Origin of the sequence: Bacillus paralicheniformis (assembly GCF_001042485.2) — a bacterium.
In the GTDB taxonomy this organism is placed as follows: domain Bacteria; phylum Bacillota; class Bacilli; order Bacillales; family Bacillaceae; genus Bacillus; species Bacillus paralicheniformis.
On sequence record NZ_LBMN02000001.1, the window covers coordinates 391,466 to 406,301 of the forward strand.

Below are 14,836 nucleotides of genomic sequence, written 5' to 3' on the forward strand. Positions count from 1 at the left end.
CAAATGAAAAAGGTATTGGACTGGCTTAAACGTCCGTCTATCTCAAAAAGGCTGTTTTTCAGCTTTATATTGGTTTTAACTTTGCCGATTTTGGCCTTATCCTATAGTGCGTACCAAACGGCGGGAAGCTCTCTTGAAACGGAAATCATGAGAAGCGCGCGCGATAATGTCGAACAGCTGAATGAGATCATAGACCAGAATATCGGAAAGAAAGAGCAGGCCGTCTCTTTTTTCAGCGGCTGGGTGAATGAAAAGCTTTATCAAGAAAAAGGGAACGCATCACTTGTAGAGAGATTCGAGCAGTACGCCAAGCTGAACCAGGATGTGGAAGCGATCTACACAGGTTCAAAAGACGGCAAGTTCATCCGCTATCCCGCTGAAAAAATGGCGAAAGATTATAACCCGGCGGATAGGGACTGGTATAAGCAAGCCGTTGAAAATAAAGGAAAAGCGATTATCACAAACCCTTATAAAACAGCGTCGACCAGAACGATGGTCGTTACGATTGCAAAGCAGACGGAGGACGGCTCAGGGGTTGTTGCCGTTAACATGAAAATCGATGAACTTATCAAAGCGACAGAACGCGTCAACATCGGAAAAAGCGGCTTTGCGTTTATCTCAAGCAATGATAAAAAATATGTCGCTCATCCGAAGATCGAAGCCGGAACCGAAGGCAAAGGCGACTGGGTTACAAAAATGTACGGCAGTGAAAAAGGTGATTTTCAATATACATTTGAAGGAAAAGAAAAGAGAATGGCCTTTACGACGAACAAGCTGACCGGCTGGAAAATCGGCGGAACGATGTTCACGGATGAGATATCAGAGGCTGCTCAGCCTGTCTTCCACATGGCGATCATCATTTTGGCAGCCGCGATCGTGCTCGGCGGGATTCTCATCTACTTCATTATCCGCGGAATCAGCAAGCCGTTAAGCGAGCTCGTGTCATCCGCAAAGAGCATCAGCGGCGGCGACTTGACACAAAAAATCGCAGTCCGTTCAAAAGACGAATTCGGTCAGCTCGGTACAAGCTTTAATGAAATGGCCGAATCGCTGCGCTCTTTAATCAGCGTCATTCAATCATCAGTTGACAATGTAGCTTCTTCATCTGAAGAGCTTCATGCCAGCGCAGAGCAGACAAGCAAAGCGACTGAGCATATTACAATGGCCATTGAACAGTTTTCTGACGGTAATGAAAGCCAGAAAGAAAAAGTCGAAGCAAGCTCGCATCAGCTGAATGAAATGAACGACGGGTTATATGACATGTCAAAAACTTCAGCCGCGATTACTGATGCGTCGCTGAAATCGACTGAGATTGCAGGCAAAGGGGAAGAGCTTGTTCAAAAGACGGTCGGCCAAATGAACTCGATCGATCGGTCTGTCAAGCAAGCGGAAGCGGTCGTCAAAGGGCTCGAAGCCAAATCAAAAGACATCACAAGCATTTTGCGTGTGATTAACGGAATCGCCGATCAAACGAATCTGCTCGCGCTCAATGCAGCGATCGAAGCGGCAAGGGCCGGGGAATCGGGCCGCGGCTTCTCGGTAGTGGCTGAAGAAGTCAGGAAGCTCGCCGCACAATCCGCCGGTTCGGCGAAGGAAATTGAACATTTAATTCAGGAAATCGTCAAGGAAATCGACAACTCCCTGAACATGTTCAAATCGGTCAATCATGAAGTACAGTCAGGACTTCGAATCACAGATGAAACAGAGACAAGCTTCAAAACGATTTACGATATGACCAATGATATCGCAGGCAAGCTGCAGACGATGAATGCCGCTGTCGAACAATTGACGCAAGGTTCCCGCCAAGTCGCGGGCGCGGTCGAAGAAATCGCTGATGTATCGAAAGAAAGTTCGGCAAGCATTCAGGACATCGCCGCTTCAGCCGAGGAACAGCTCGCTTCTATGGAAGAGATCAGCGCATCTTCCACCACATTGGCGGAGCTGGCTGAAGAACTGCGTGATTTGACACGGAAATTTAAGATTGAATAGCTTTAAAACATCCGGTTTTCCTCCGGATGTTTTTTTAGTTATTTTAGACTATAAAAAGTTATAAAACGCGTATAAAAACTTTTAAAAGAATCCGATATTAGAAATATAACAGAAAAGAGGAGTCAACAATTCTATGGAAAATATTATAAATTGGGTGAAACGTCCCTCCATTGCAAAGAAATTAATTCTTTCATTCTTGCTTATTTTAACTGTTCCAATCATCGTCCTCTCCTATAGCGCGTATCAAACGGCAAGCAGTACGCTTGACGGAGAAATCATGGACAATGCGCGCGAAAACGTTAATCAGCTGAACGAAATCATCAATCAGAATATCAGCCAGAAAACAAATGCCATGTCCTATTTCAGCGGGTTCATTAAAGAAAACTCTTTTAAAGGAAAAGAAAGCGACGCTTTAAAAGTGAAATTCGAACAGTTCGCCAAGCTCCATCCCGATGTTGAAGGGATCTTTACCGGATCAAAGGACGGAAAGTTCATCCGCTACCCGGATCAGGAAATGCCGAGCGGATATAATCCGGTAGAGCGGGACTGGTATAAAAAAGCCGCCGAACACAAGGGCGAAGTCATTATTACAGACCCTTACAAAACGGCGTCAACCGGAACGATGGTTATCACCATCGCCAAGATGCATGAAGACGGATCCGGCGTGGTCGCCGTCAATATGAAAATCGAAGAGCTCATTAAAGCGACAGAACGCGTGACCATCGGGAAAAAAGGCTTTGCCTTTATCACCAGCGCCGATAAAAAGTTTGTCGCCCACCCGAAACATGATGCGGGCTCAGACATCGAAGGCAGCTGGGTTGAAAAAGTATACGCCAATGACAAAGGAACAATCAAATATACGTCTGACGGCGAAAAGCAGATGGCATTCGCGACCAATAAACTGACCGGCTGGAAAATCGGCGGAACCATGTATATCACTGAACTAAAAGAAGCGTCACAGCCTGTGTTGAATGCAGCTTTGATTACGTTGGGCGTCAGCATCATCATCGGTGTGCTTCTGATGATTTTCATCATCAGATCGATCACAGGTCCGCTCCGCGAACTCGTTTCCTCTGCGAAAAGCATCAGCGGAGGCGACTTGACGCAAAAAATCACTGTCCGTTCAAAAGATGAAATCGGACAGCTCGGATCAAGCTTCAACGAAATGGCCGAATCGCTGAGCTCTTTAATCAGCGTCATTCAGACATCAGTTGAAAACGTCGCTTCTTCGTCAGAGCAGCTGACCGCGAGCGCGGATCAGACAAGCAAGGCGACAGAACATATTACATCTGCGATCGAACAATTTTCAAACGGAAACGAAAGCCAAAACGAGAAAGTGGAAGTCAGTGCACAGCAGCTGGCTGACATGAACAGCCAATTGCATGAAATGTCCAAAGTTTCAGCATCGATTACAGAATCATCCATTCAATCGACAGACATTGCCGGTACAGGCGGAGAGCTTGTTCAAAAAACGGTCGGACAAATGAATTCCATCGATCATTCCGTTAAACAGGCAGAATCCGTCGTGAAAGGACTTGAAAGCAAGTCAAAAGACATTACGGCAATCCTGCGGGTGATCAACGGCATCGCAGATCAGACGAATTTGCTCGCGTTGAACGCTGCAATTGAAGCCGCAAGAGCCGGTGAAGCCGGGAGAGGGTTTTCAGTAGTGGCTGAAGAAGTGCGCAAACTGGCTGAGCAATCCGCCTCATCGGCAAAAGAAATCGAAGCGCTCATTCAGGAAATCGTCAATGAGATCGGAAAGTCGCTGGACATGTTCCAGGACGTCAACCGTGAAGTACAGTCGGGACTTACCATCACAGACGAAACAGATACAAGCTTTAAGCAGATTTATGACATGACAAACGAAATCGCGGGCAAGCTGCAGACGATGAATGCGGCAGTTGAAGAGCTGTCAGAAGGGTCACAGCATGTCGCGGGAGCGGTTGAAGAAATTGCAGACGTATCGCGTGAAAGCTCAGGAAGCATTCAAGACATCGCCGCTTCGGCTGAAGAACAGCTCGCTTCAATGGAAGAAATCAGTTCTTCTGCGGCTACGCTTGAACAAATGGCTGAAGAACTGCGCGATTTGACGAAAAAATTTAAGATTGACTAAACATCAGGCTGCCGGCGATCCGGCAGCCTTTTACGCGGGAAAAGCATTTTTAAAAAGTGACGGGGAAGGGGATAAATAGGTTTAAACAGACTGCCATCTATCGTACACTGGTTGTACAGGAGGGATAAATCATGCGACTTGAAGGCAAGAAAGTGATCGCGCTTGTCAGCGATGACTTCGAAGATTTAGAACTGTGGTATCCAGTTTTAAGGCTGAGGGAAGAAGGCGCGATCGTACACCTCGTTGGCGAAAAAGCGGATCATGAATATAAGGGCAAATACGGCGTACCTGCTGTCTCTGATTATGAGCTGAAAAGTATGAATATTGAGGAATACGACGCAGTTCTGGTTCCGGGAGGCTGGGCGCCTGACAAGCTCAGAAGATATCCCGAGGTACTGGAGATGATTCGGTGGTTCAACGAAAGGAAGAAGCCTATCGGGCAAATCTGCCATGCCGGCTGGGTACTGATTTCCGCAGGAATATTGGAAGGCAGGAAAGTCACAAGCACACCTGGGATCAAAGACGATATGGAAAATGCCGGAGCAGTATGGGTAAATGAAGCAGCGGTCGTCGACGGTCATATCGTGTCAAGCCGCCGCCCGCCGGACCTGCCGATCTATGTCAAAGCCTTTGCCGATCTTTTGGCGCAATCCTAAAACAAATGAGCCGCCCGTTCATTCGAATCGAGGCGGCTCATTTGTTATTTTTGATCAGCGGGGAAAACGAGACCGATCTGTTTGCGGGCTTCATCCATGACCGCCAAGGTGTTGATAGAGCGTTCAAATGTGTTAAGCGAAGACTCGATCCGCCCTTGTTTAATTAAATGAATGAATTCCTCTGTTTCATAAAACATGGCCGGTTTGTCATCCGGCAGCGTAAGATGTTCAACCCGTCCGTCCCGATAGCGGATGTCGACTTTTTCAGGTCGGTGGATTTTATCAATGACAATACAGCCTTCCTCCCCTTGAATTTCAGCAGGCGTGAAGGAATTGGAGATTTTCGAGTGCATCAAAACAGCTTCATGTTCCTTGTATTTTAACAGCACTGTTCCTTCACCGTCCGCCCCCGACTCAAGGATCAGCCCGTTTGCTTTTACTTCGAGGGGCTTGCCGAACAGGACGATCGCGGGATGGACGCAATAGACGCCGATATCCATCAGGGAACCGTTCGATAAAGCCGGATTAAATGCGTTTAAGACGGTTCCGTTTCTATAGGCGTCATAGCGGGAAGAGTATTGACAGTAGCTTGCTGTAAAACGGCGGACTTTGCCGATTTTGTGCAGGTTGCGTTCGATGTTTTTAAAATTCGGAAGAAATGTCGTTTTCATCGCTTCCATAAATGTCACGCGGTGTTCCTGCGCTGTTTTTACCATTTCTTCCGCTTCTTTGACATGGGACGCAAGCGGTTTTTCGCACAGGACGTGCTTTCCGCTTTTCATGAATGTGACGGCCTGTTCTTTATGTAAAGAGTTGGGACTTGCGATATATACCGCATCAATAACATCGCTCTCAGCCATTTCGCTGATATCGGTAAAAACCGCCTCTGCCCCGTATTTTTGCGCGAATTCACGTCCGCGCTCCCCGCTCCTTGAATATACCGCGGTTAATTGAAAATCGCCGACCAAACGGGCCGCTTCAAGAAACCGGTCGGTGATCCAATTTGTTCCGACTACCCCGAACCGTATCATGCTATTTTCCCCTTTCGCTGTAGGATATGTTTATTATACAGTGTTTTCTTTTGCCGGCGAAAGGCAAAAAGCCGGAAACACCGGCGTATATGTATATCATCAATAAACGTTTGCAAGCGGAAAAAAAGACCAATAGCAATGGTTTTATTTTTAGTATGAGGAGTAATAGTGTACAATTTAATGTATAAAACCAATGTTAATGGAGGATCGCCATGGACTCTTTGAATATGTGGGGCGGCAGATTTAAGAAGTTTTTTTTAGACAATAAATTCGTTTTGTTTCTGCTCGTTCTGCTCTTGATCGGATTGAACATCCTTGTATTTACAAAAGCATCGTTTATTTTCACGCCTTTCATCGTCCTTGTGGAAACCATCGCTCTGCCTGTCGTACTGACAGGTGTCGTTTATTATTTGTTAAATCCGATCGTTGATTTTCTAGAGCGGAAAAATGTGAAAAGGATTTATTCGATTCTTCTTCTCTATATCGTGATCATCGGTCTGATCACGATTTTGATCGTCTCCGTTATCCCGCTGTTAAGGGAACAGATCACAAGCCTTGTCGATAATTTCCCAAGGTATGTCCACATTGTGGAAGACCAAATTAAACAGCTGATCGGAAGCCAGTTTTTTAATCAGGTCCAGCAGACGCTGAACATCAATCTGACCGATTTGGCAAGCAAATTATCCGATCAGGCCACCACAATTTTAAACAGCACATTTACCGGAGTGGGAACGTTCATAGGCGCTGTTACAGAAGTCGTGATTTCAATTGTGACCGTGCCGTTTATCCTGTTTTACTTATTGAAAGATGGTAAAAAACTGCCGCTCTTTATTTTGAAGCTCGTACCGGTCCGCTTGCGGGAACAGACGTATGTGATGATGTCCGAGATGAATCACCGGCTCAGTTCGTATATCAGGGGGCAGATCATCGTCAGCTTCTGTATCGGCTGCCTATTGTTTATCGGATATATGATCATCGGTCTTGATTACGCTTCCTTATTGGCCCTTGTGGCGGCGTGTACGAGCATCGTTCCGTATCTCGGACCGACGATTGCGATCACGCCGGCAATCATTATTGCCCTGGTTACTTCCCCGTTTATGCTTGTGAAGCTGATCATCGTTTGGACTGTGGTGCAGCTGTTTGAAGGAAAATTTATTTCGCCGCAAATTATGGGAAAAAACCTGCACATCCATCCGGTAACGATCATCTTTGTGCTGCTGACGGCAGCCAAGCTGTTCGGCGTGATCGGCGTCATTCTCGCCATCCCCGGATACGCGGTCATCAAAGTGGTGGTCACGCATTTGTTTGAATGGTTTAAACAGCGTTCACACCTTTATGAAAAAAACGAAGAAGTCTGAATCCCGCTTGCATAATCGGCTTTTAAAGGCGATATAAATAGTTTATTAGAGGACAAGTTTTATGAAGCGAAAGGAATGACATATGAACATTTGGGATATTTTTGTCGCCATCATACTCGGAATTGTTGAAGGATTAACAGAATATGCCCCTGTTTCGTCAACAGGGCATATGATCATTGTTGACGACGTCTGGCTGAAATCGAAAGAACTGCTCACGCCTGAGGCGGCGAATACCTTTAAAGTCGTGATTCAGCTCGGCTCCATCCTCGCTGTCGCCATCGTATTTAAAGACCGGATTCTCAACCTCTTAGGTGTGAAGAAAAACATGACGGAAGAGCAAAAATCGGGAAACCGCCTTTCCATTGCCCAAATCGCTGTAGGACTTGTTCCCGCCGCTGTGCTCGGCTTTTTATTCGAAGACTATATCGATCAGTACCTGTTTTCCGTACACACCGTTGCGGTCGGTCTCATCGCCGGCGCGGTGCTGATGCTCGCGGCCGACTGGATTAACCGGCGCACGGAGACGACAGATTCGGTTGACCGGATGACGTATAAGCAGGCGCTCGGTATGGGGCTGTTTCAATGTCTGGCGCTCTGGCCGGGCTTCTCGCGCTCGGGTTCGACGATTTCGGGCGGTGTTATTCTCGGCTTGAACCACAGAGCGGCCGCCGATTTCACCTTCATTATGGCGATTCCGATCATGATGGGAGCCAGCCTGCTCTCTTTAATTAAAAACTGGGCATATTTAAGTGCAGATCTGTTTCCTTTCTTTATTACAGGGTTTATCAGCGCTTTTATTGTCGCTCTTTTTGTCGTCCGCTTTTTCCTCAGGCTGATCAATAAGATCAAGCTTGTCCCGTTTGCCATCTATCGCATCATTTTAGGGCTTCTTCTGTTCATTTTGTTTCTGTAAAATTACGAACCGATTTCCAGCTGGAAATCGGTTTTTATTATAGGTAAAAAGAATGATATCCTATTATTTCCCACTATAAAACTGCCTGCCAACTTACTATACTAGTAAGAGGGAGGAGATATTGAAATGTTTATTATCGCATGTCTATTGATTATCTTAGGTTTAATGCCTATTTTTTATAAAGCGAACCACAATACAAAAGATGTGAAAGTCAACACGATTTCGGTCGAGCGCGTCCAGGCTCCCGCTTTAAAGAAAAAGCTGAACATTCTTCATCTGTCTGATCTTCATTTAGAAAACATTTCGATTTCACCTGAACAGATTCTTGAACTTGCCAATAAAAAACGAGTGGATCTCATTGCTTTAACAGGAGATTTTCTTGATAGGAAACGAAATATACCAAAGCTTGCAAACTACTTAAAAGCTTTGCAAAAACTAAAGCCGGCATACGGGATGTACGCTGTATTCGGCAACCATGACTACGTATTGAAAGGTGAACACTTTCGGAAGCTGAAACGTGTGCTGGAAGATAACGGATGCATCACCCTTCGAAATCAGCATGTCTCGATTGAAGTGGAAGGTGAGGCACTCAACATTATCGGGATTGATGATTACAGCACGAAGCGAAGCGATATTGCCGCTTCATATAAAGAGCTGAAGGAAGGGTACAACCTTGTATTGACGCATGATCCGAACGTTGTGCTTGATATGCAGGAATTTCACTTTGACTATCTTCTGTCAGGGCACTTTCACGGCGGTCAGATTCATTGGCCGAAGCCTTATCATCTTCTGAAGATGGGAAAGCTTGTGCGAATGAATATGATTAAAGGTCTTCACTATCATCATGACAAACCGTTTTATATCAGCGAGGGATTGGGCCAGACGGGAGCGAATATCCGCATTGGAAGCCGTCCGGAAATGACGTTCCATCACATTTCATAAAAAGAAGAGGCTGTTCCTGTTTTGAGGGATCAGTCTCTTTTTTTTGTTATTTCTGCAGATAGGACTTGAACAATTTTTCTTTCGAGATAAACAAATATTGGGAAGGAGGGATTTTACGAAGAGAAAATTGCTTTGTTGTTAAATATAAAATCGGAATCTGCGTCAGTTTTTTAAAGACTCTGTAAAACTGGTTTGCGGGCTCAACGGCTTCAAAACCGAGCCTTTCAACGCCTTTATGCAGTGTGGTAATGCCGATGATGCCTTTGATTTGGTCTGTCCGGTGATGGTTTTTAACATATTCGGCCAGGATCGGCATTGAAAAGTACGCCTTTTGATAAATGAGGATGCCTCTTCTGACAGCGCTCTCAATATTTTGTAGCTCTTTAATCAGCTTAATATTATGCAGATGAATTTTGATCAGAACATCGTTCTTCTTAATAACCGTCCCATCGTTTAACACCACATCGATCCCTTTGTACCTTGTGAGACGGACGCGAAAAATGCTCGATTTCATTTGATCAATGAGTGTCAGTCTTGAAAAAAAATAATAAAACGGGTCAATTACACTCCAAATCGACAAAAAACAGTTTCTCAAGTCGCCACTTTCCTTTCCTGAAAAAATACACTTATATTTTGGCTGGATATTTGAAAAATATAAATGGAAAACATTTTTCTTCTGAAATGGAGGATGGAGATGACAAAGATTCTGATTTTCCCTTTTTTAAGCATTTCCACCGGTCATCATCACGTTGCCGATTCACTGCAGGCAGAACTGCTTCTCAAATCCCATCAATGTGAAAAAATCGACATTTTTTCACATGCTTATCGGCGGCTTGAAAAAGCCTCTTCTGCGGCGTATTTGTCATGGATTCAGTATTTTCCGAAAGTCTACAGCTCGGTCTATCATCTCCTGGCGTGCGGGCGCCATCAAACCGCAAAGCGCCACCTCTTGTACGAGCTGATCTTTTTGAAGGATATGCAGCAGATCATTGCGGAAAAAAAGCCTGATATCGTGTTCTGTACGCATGCATTGCCCTCCTATTTGCTGAACCGCTTAAAAGGCCGATTTCCCGACATGAAAGTGGTCAATGTCTATACCGATTTTTTCGTCAACCGAATTTGGGGAAGAGAAAAGATTGATTATCATTTTGCGCCGATCAAAGACATCAAAGAACAGCTGATCGCAGAAGGCGTTGATGAAGAGAAGATTTTTTTGACCGGAATACCCGTGCATCGTTCCTATAAAATGGAGAGAAAGCCTGGGCAGAACGGGGACAAAAAAGCGGTGTGCAACATCCTCATAACCGGCGGAAGCATGGGGGTGGGCGGCATTTTTAAGCTTGTGCAGGAGCTGTCGCCGAATGGGGATGTCGCATACCAAATACTATGCGGAAAAAACCGAAAGCTCTACCGGTATGTTCATGATTTAAACAATCCATACATTACAGCGCTGCCTTATATCGAAAGCAAAGCTGAAATGAACCGCTTATACGGGGAGGCGTCGGGCATCATGACGAAGCCCGGCGGCGTCACGATCAGCGAGTGCATTGAAAAACAGCTCCCTGTTTTCATCTATCACGCGCTGCCCGGACAGGAAGAGATGAATCTCGATATTCTGAAAAAGAAAAACCTTGTCATTGAACTGAATCAGCAAAAACAGCAGCCGATTGAACAGCAGCTGCTCTCCTTTTTCCGTTCGGAAGAAGACATCAGACGCTATCAAATGAGCGTTGGTCAATATTTGCGCGAAAAATCGGACCGGGATATCAGCGACATTTTAGACGGGATCATTCATAACCGGAGCGGTTTAGGGAATGCTCACGTATAAGGAAGGAGGAAGAACGATGTCTGAGAGCCGCAAGAAATCAGTCGTCATGTTGCTGATCGATTCATTAATGGATGAACCGCTTCAAGAAGCCGTGAACACCGGACAGGCTCCTGGTCTGCGATATTTGCTGGAAAACGGGCGCTATGTTCCTGATATGATCAGCCCTTTTCCGACGATGTCCGTCAATGTTGACAGCACACTGCTTACAGGGGCGAGCAGCGACCGCCATAAAGTTCCGGGCCTTGTGTGGTACAACGCGAAGGAAAAACGGATCATCAATTATGGCAGCCATATTCGAGAGCTTCTGAAATTAGGCATCAAACAATCCTCCAGAGACGTCTTTTACAATTTGAATCAGGTTCATTTAAGCCAACAGGTGAAGACGCTTCACGAAGAGCTTGATGAAAAAGGAATTGAAACGTGCTCGATCAATGCGCTTTTGCACAGGGGGAGCCGGGACAACTATTTACAGGTTCCCTTTCTTTTTTCAATGATTTCCGGATTAAACCAATCAGTCAAAATCAACACGTCCCAGCTGTTCTCGTACGGCGGTTTTTCCAAAGTGAATCCGGCAAACCGCTCGCTTTTCAAAAAATTCGGCTTTAATGACCGGTTTTCTGTGAATGAATTGGTTCATCTGATCAAAACAAACAAAGTGCCGCCTCTTACACTCGTCTATTTTCCCGATCTCGACCAGCACGTACATAAACACGGGAGAAACGACGCAGCGGGGGTGGCGAAAGCAGACCGGCATGTTCAAAAGATTTTAGACAGCTTTCCGTCATGGGAAGCCGCTTTAAAGGATCACATGTGGATCGTGATGGGGGATAACGGACAGGCCTGGATCAGCGGCAATAAAAAAGAAGCATTGATTGATTTGAGAAGCCTTCTGGACGCCTTTCGCATTGTGAAATTAAAGAAAGGCGTGACGGACGATGATGACATCGTTCTTGCCGTTAACGAAAGAATGGCGTTTATCTATTCGCTCGATAAAGCGAAGCTTCCGCTCACGAGGATCGCGGATATTCTGCAACAGGACGAGAGGATCGACATCATCGGCTGGAAAAATGAAACGGATTCAATTGAGGTCGTTTCGGGTGAGCAGCACGGGAAGCTCACATTTCGGCCGGGAGGCAAATACACGGATGAATTTGGACAAACGTGGACGCTGGAAGGGGATGTAAACATTCTCGATTTGACGGTCGAGCAAAGCAGCATGACATACGGAAAGTTTCCCGATGCGCTGGCCAGACTGTACACTTCATTTTTTTCGCATGAAGGCGACTTTTTGATCGCCAATTCAAAGCCTGGATACGAATTTATCGGCGAAGGGTCGCCGACGCACGTCGGAGGAGCCAGCCACGGTGCATTGCACAAGCAGGACTCCCTCGTATCCATGATCATCACCGGAACCGATACAAAGCCGGCATACAATCGCCTTGTCGACGTGAAAGAATGGATTCTCGATTTAGTCAAATCACTGGGAACGGGGCAATGACTAACCCCCTCTCCCAGTGATTATGACGGCTGTCTGATGCCTTTGACAAATGCTGCAAGCGCCGAAGCGATCATCACGAATAGTGAGACTGTTTTTATGATCGCCTGTAAGAGTGCATGTTCTACGACGATATTGGAGTGCACACATAAAGCCAAAATAAATATGGCAATCAATAATCCGTATTTTTCTCTCATAACCGTTTCTCCTTTCGGGCCGTCATCCTCCAAAGAACAGGTCGAGAATGTTTCCGGCGGTTGAAGATTGTTTGTTGTACAGTTCCGAATACCCGCAGTTTTTGCAATAAACTACGAGAAAACGGTTATGCTGCACATCGAACAATTTTGACAGGCCGGTGCCGGTCGTCGCGATTTCTTTTTGCCCCGCATCTGTACTTCCGCACTTGATACATCCTTTATGTTCACGCATAGCGCTTCTCCTTTCATGATGTAAAATCCGACCAACTTCATTATAATGGAATGTTCTTCAAAAGAAAATATTTCTCAGGAAATGACCGGTCGGAAAAGAGGGGAAAACAGACTGATCCTTTTTACTTATAAAAATCTCTAGAAGACCGGTTATTTTATTTTTTCGTCGAAAAAAACAATCCTTTTAACCTATTCATTCGCCTAGGACCATCCTGTAAGATAAACCTATTACAATATCATCCACTACAGGAAAATAGTTTTTATTGACTAGGATAAATGAAAGGGGCAGCTGCTTTGAGCGAAGGTTTTTGGGATTCAGTAGGCAACTTTTTGCACATATCCTACACGGAAAATGAACGAAAACGCGACGAGTATAAAAATTTATACGACTTTTTATCTGATAAAGAAAGCGATGTTAAGACGAAATTAGCAGAAGTTGATGCAAGTTTGAAGGCATACCACAGCAATCTCCCGGACTTGAACATCCCTTCCCACGAATTTGAGGATACACGCCATGAAAAGGATGCCAAGCTGAAGGAATTGGTCAAGCATTTTAAAGATATGGTCGATGACATTCAAAGCGCCAAGTCGAAGGCGAAAAGCAAGTGGGAGTATTATAAAGCAAAAGCTGAAGCTGAAGAGAAAAAGGCGTAGAGGAGGAACAGCCGAGTCATGGACGGATATGGATACTACAACTATCAAGCGGCCAATCCGAAAGTAAGCGGAGAGACTGTGAAAATTTCACATAATGGAACAATAAAAGCGCATTCCCATGCGAAAGCGATCGAAAAACATGTTGGCGACTCGCTGAAAAAAGCAAAGGAATTGAAAGCGTATGTTGAAAGCGGAAAATGGAGCGGAAAAACCCGCGACGCATTTTTAAGCTACCTTGAGCTGATTATCGAATTGAATGCCGATATGAAAGACGCCTTGAAAGATCATACGGCTGCATTAGATGCACTGCAAATGCACATCGACGATTTTTCAAAGCTCAGTGAAGTGCAGGAAATCAAAAACTTATAACAGGGAAGGAGAATGACATGCAGGTGAAAGCAGATACGCTGTCGGCGGCAGAACTTTATGTTTTAGCAGGAGCAGCCGGAGTTACCTACATATTCGGTCTTCCGGAACGCGAACAGCTGGCCTTGGCTGAGCCGGATTGTGCAGTAAAAGCAAAAGAGAGCCTGATTGAAAAAGGCATCCTTTTAAAGGAAGGCAAGCTGACCAAGACCGCTTTTTTTCTGATTAAGCTGCTGAAGCAATATCAAGAAAGCGAAGAATTCGTGCGCTTTAATAACGTCATGTGCGCATTTTTGCCGGACGATGAGGAGCGCGTTGTCGCTCTGACTGAAAGAAGCCAGGGCAAAGGCTACACATTAGATTATTTGGAAAAGCGCGAAGTTTATTTATCGCTTATTTCCAACGTGTCATTTTTAGTAAGAGAGCCGCGTGATCAAGACCTCGCTTTTTTGACAAAACCGATGAGCGCCCCTGAAAAAGCCGAAGTCAGGGCAATGGATCTTGATCAAAAAGAAGTTCTTGCTGTGGAAACGTTCAAGCTTGCCTCGCAGCAAAAACCGGCAGACACCGGTTTCCAGACGACAACACTTTACTTTACAAAAGGCGAAGATTTCATCTCGGTTGATCCTTTAAATGATCGATATGAATGGATCAGCCTTTATATTATGAACAACCGGATCTATGACGCACTGCACATCAATTTCAGAGCAGGGAGGGCGATGCTATGAATGCAGAAGGCGGAGCAGGAGGCGGCGGTACAAACATCCATCTCGAGTTTGAAGAAATGATCACCATTTCCAATAAGCTGAAAAGCATCTGCGATATTTATACAGAAGGGGTTCAGAAAGAAATCAAAAACCTTTCAGAATCCGATTTTTATAAAGCCGGACAGGCATCAAAAGCGATTGAAAGCTACGCGGATATTCTCGGGAAGACGATGGAGCTGTTTGATAATTACTGTATAGCTTCCCACATTGTCAGTTATGCGATGGAGAAAATGTATGAAACAGATAAAGAGCTTCAAAAACTCTACAAGATTCAGAAATAGAAATGAGGCGAT

The 14,836-nt window shown here is 45.2% G+C and carries 16 protein-coding genes and 2 pseudogenes; 14 read left to right on the plus strand and 4 right to left on the minus strand.

What is annotated here, in order from left to right; genetic code table 11:
• Window positions 1-3: 3 nt before the first annotated feature.
• The 5 genes and pseudogenes from ACH97_RS24380 to ACH97_RS02025 all read left to right on the plus strand — a co-directional run.
• Window positions 4-1,044, plus strand: a pseudogene (locus ACH97_RS24380) (HAMP domain-containing protein); the annotation flags it as partial.
• 117 nt (window positions 1,045-1,161) lie between these two features.
• Window positions 1,162-1,989 (plus strand): methyl-accepting chemotaxis protein, encoded by an 828-nt coding sequence (locus ACH97_RS24385; protein ID WP_404841433.1) that lies wholly within the window; start codon window positions 1,162-1,164, stop codon window positions 1,987-1,989.
• A 277-nt stretch (window positions 1,990-2,266) separates the two neighbouring features.
• A pseudogene (locus ACH97_RS24390) lies at window positions 2,267-3,160 on the plus strand (HAMP domain-containing protein); the annotation flags it as partial.
• Window positions 3,155-4,105 (plus strand): methyl-accepting chemotaxis protein, encoded by a 951-nt coding sequence (locus ACH97_RS24395; protein ID WP_404841434.1) that lies wholly within the window; start codon window positions 3,155-3,157, stop codon window positions 4,103-4,105. The pseudogene ACH97_RS24390 and the gene ACH97_RS24395, both read left to right, overlap by 6 nt.
• A 131-nt stretch (window positions 4,106-4,236) precedes the next feature.
• Window positions 4,237-4,761 (plus strand): type 1 glutamine amidotransferase domain-containing protein, encoded by a 525-nt coding sequence (locus ACH97_RS02025; RefSeq protein WP_020452744.1) that lies wholly within the window; start codon window positions 4,237-4,239, stop codon window positions 4,759-4,761.
• 44 nt (window positions 4,762-4,805) lie between these two features.
• Here ACH97_RS02025 and ACH97_RS02030 read toward each other — a convergent pair whose 3' ends face one another.
• On the minus strand, window positions 4,806-5,792 hold the full coding sequence (locus ACH97_RS02030; RefSeq protein ID WP_020452743.1) for a Gfo/Idh/MocA family protein: 987 nt from the start codon (window positions 5,790-5,792) through the stop codon (window positions 4,806-4,808).
• A gap of 212 nt (window positions 5,793-6,004) precedes the next feature.
• On the opposite strand from ACH97_RS02030, the gene ACH97_RS02035 reads away from it, so the two are divergent.
• The 3 genes from ACH97_RS02035 to ACH97_RS02045 all read left to right on the plus strand — a co-directional run bounded on the left by ACH97_RS02035 (window position 6,005) and on the right by ACH97_RS02045 (window position 9,005).
• Window positions 6,005-7,150, plus strand: coding sequence for an AI-2E family transporter (locus tag ACH97_RS02035; protein WP_020452742.1), 1,146 nt, complete (start codon window positions 6,005-6,007; stop codon window positions 7,148-7,150).
• Window positions 7,151-7,232: 82 nt separating this feature from the next.
• Window positions 7,233-8,063 carry an undecaprenyl-diphosphate phosphatase gene (locus ACH97_RS02040; RefSeq protein WP_020452741.1) on the plus strand — a complete coding sequence of 277 codons (831 nt, stop codon included), beginning with the start codon at window positions 7,233-7,235 and terminating at the stop codon, window positions 8,061-8,063.
• A gap of 126 nt (window positions 8,064-8,189) precedes the next feature.
• Entirely contained in the window at window positions 8,190-9,005 is an 816-nt protein-coding gene (locus ACH97_RS02045) for a metallophosphoesterase (RefSeq protein ID WP_020452740.1), read from the plus strand.
• 46 nt (window positions 9,006-9,051) lie between these two features.
• On the opposite strand, the gene ACH97_RS02050 is transcribed toward ACH97_RS02045, so the two are convergent.
• Window positions 9,052-9,600 (minus strand): YkoP family protein, encoded by a 549-nt coding sequence (locus ACH97_RS02050; protein WP_020452739.1) that lies wholly within the window; start codon window positions 9,598-9,600, stop codon window positions 9,052-9,054.
• 99 nt (window positions 9,601-9,699) lie between these two features.
• On the opposite strand from ACH97_RS02050, the gene ACH97_RS02055 reads away from it, so the two are divergent.
• Entirely contained in the window at window positions 9,700-10,833 is a 1,134-nt protein-coding gene (locus ACH97_RS02055; protein ID WP_043054450.1) for an MGDG synthase family glycosyltransferase, read from the plus strand.
• A 16-nt stretch (window positions 10,834-10,849) separates the two neighbouring features.
• On the plus strand, window positions 10,850-12,331 hold the full coding sequence (locus tag ACH97_RS02060; RefSeq protein WP_041817298.1) for an alkaline phosphatase family protein: 1,482 nt from the start codon (window positions 10,850-10,852) through the stop codon (window positions 12,329-12,331).
• A 20-nt stretch (window positions 12,332-12,351) separates the two neighbouring features.
• On the opposite strand, the gene ACH97_RS23675 is transcribed toward ACH97_RS02060, so the two are convergent.
• Window positions 12,352-12,525, minus strand: a complete 174-nt coding sequence (locus tag ACH97_RS23675; protein ID WP_020452736.1) for a hypothetical protein — start codon at window positions 12,523-12,525, stop codon at window positions 12,352-12,354.
• Between the two features lie 22 nt (window positions 12,526-12,547).
• Complete coding sequence (locus tag ACH97_RS02065; protein ID WP_003184724.1) at window positions 12,548-12,757, minus strand: zinc ribbon domain-containing protein; 210 nt, start codon at window positions 12,755-12,757, stop codon at window positions 12,548-12,550.
• Between the two features lie 293 nt (window positions 12,758-13,050).
• Here ACH97_RS02065 and ACH97_RS02070 point away from each other — a divergent pair, with 293 nt between their 5' ends.
• The 4 genes from ACH97_RS02070 to ACH97_RS02085 are packed head-to-tail and all read left to right on the plus strand — an operon-like array spanning window position 13,051 to window position 14,824.
• Window positions 13,051-13,410: a hypothetical protein gene (locus ACH97_RS02070; protein WP_020452735.1), complete on the plus strand. Its 360-nt coding sequence runs from the start codon at window positions 13,051-13,053 to the stop codon at window positions 13,408-13,410.
• An 18-nt stretch (window positions 13,411-13,428) separates the two neighbouring features.
• Window positions 13,429-13,779 (plus strand): WXG100 family type VII secretion target, encoded by a 351-nt coding sequence (locus tag ACH97_RS02075; RefSeq protein ID WP_020452734.1) that lies wholly within the window; start codon window positions 13,429-13,431, stop codon window positions 13,777-13,779.
• Window positions 13,780-13,796: 17 nt separating this feature from the next.
• Window positions 13,797-14,504 (plus strand): DUF5081 family protein, encoded by a 708-nt coding sequence (locus ACH97_RS02080; RefSeq protein ID WP_048350683.1) that lies wholly within the window; start codon window positions 13,797-13,799, stop codon window positions 14,502-14,504.
• Entirely contained in the window at window positions 14,501-14,824 is a 324-nt protein-coding gene (locus ACH97_RS02085) for a hypothetical protein (protein ID WP_003184717.1), read from the plus strand. The genes ACH97_RS02080 and ACH97_RS02085 overlap by 4 nt, the downstream gene beginning before the upstream one ends.
• Window positions 14,825-14,836: the final 12 nt, after the last annotated feature.

Coding starts and splice junctions, on each gene's coding strand:
- ACH97_RS02065 (WP_003184724.1), bottom strand. CDS start 12,757: ATGCGTGAACATAAAGGATGTATCAAGTGCGGAAGTACAGATGCGGGG.
- ACH97_RS24385 (WP_404841433.1), top strand. CDS start 1,162: ATGGCCATTGAACAGTTTTCTGACGGTAATGAAAGCCAGAAAGAAAAA.
- ACH97_RS02045 (WP_020452740.1), top strand. CDS start 8,190: ATGTTTATTATCGCATGTCTATTGATTATCTTAGGTTTAATGCCTATT.
- ACH97_RS23675 (WP_020452736.1), bottom strand. CDS start 12,525: ATGAGAGAAAAATACGGATTATTGATTGCCATATTTATTTTGGCTTTA.
- ACH97_RS02075 (WP_020452734.1), top strand. CDS start 13,429: ATGGACGGATATGGATACTACAACTATCAAGCGGCCAATCCGAAAGTA.
- ACH97_RS02060 (WP_041817298.1), top strand. CDS start 10,850: ATGTCTGAGAGCCGCAAGAAATCAGTCGTCATGTTGCTGATCGATTCA.
- ACH97_RS02080 (WP_048350683.1), top strand. CDS start 13,797: ATGCAGGTGAAAGCAGATACGCTGTCGGCGGCAGAACTTTATGTTTTA.
- ACH97_RS24395 (WP_404841434.1), top strand. CDS start 3,155: ATGGCCGAATCGCTGAGCTCTTTAATCAGCGTCATTCAGACATCAGTT.
- ACH97_RS02030 (WP_020452743.1), bottom strand. CDS start 5,792: ATGATACGGTTCGGGGTAGTCGGAACAAATTGGATCACCGACCGGTTT.
- ACH97_RS02040 (WP_020452741.1), top strand. CDS start 7,233: ATGAACATTTGGGATATTTTTGTCGCCATCATACTCGGAATTGTTGAA.
- ACH97_RS02025 (WP_020452744.1), top strand. CDS start 4,237: ATGCGACTTGAAGGCAAGAAAGTGATCGCGCTTGTCAGCGATGACTTC.
- ACH97_RS02085 (WP_003184717.1), top strand. CDS start 14,501: ATGAATGCAGAAGGCGGAGCAGGAGGCGGCGGTACAAACATCCATCTC.
- ACH97_RS02055 (WP_043054450.1), top strand. CDS start 9,700: ATGACAAAGATTCTGATTTTCCCTTTTTTAAGCATTTCCACCGGTCAT.
- ACH97_RS02035 (WP_020452742.1), top strand. CDS start 6,005: ATGGACTCTTTGAATATGTGGGGCGGCAGATTTAAGAAGTTTTTTTTA.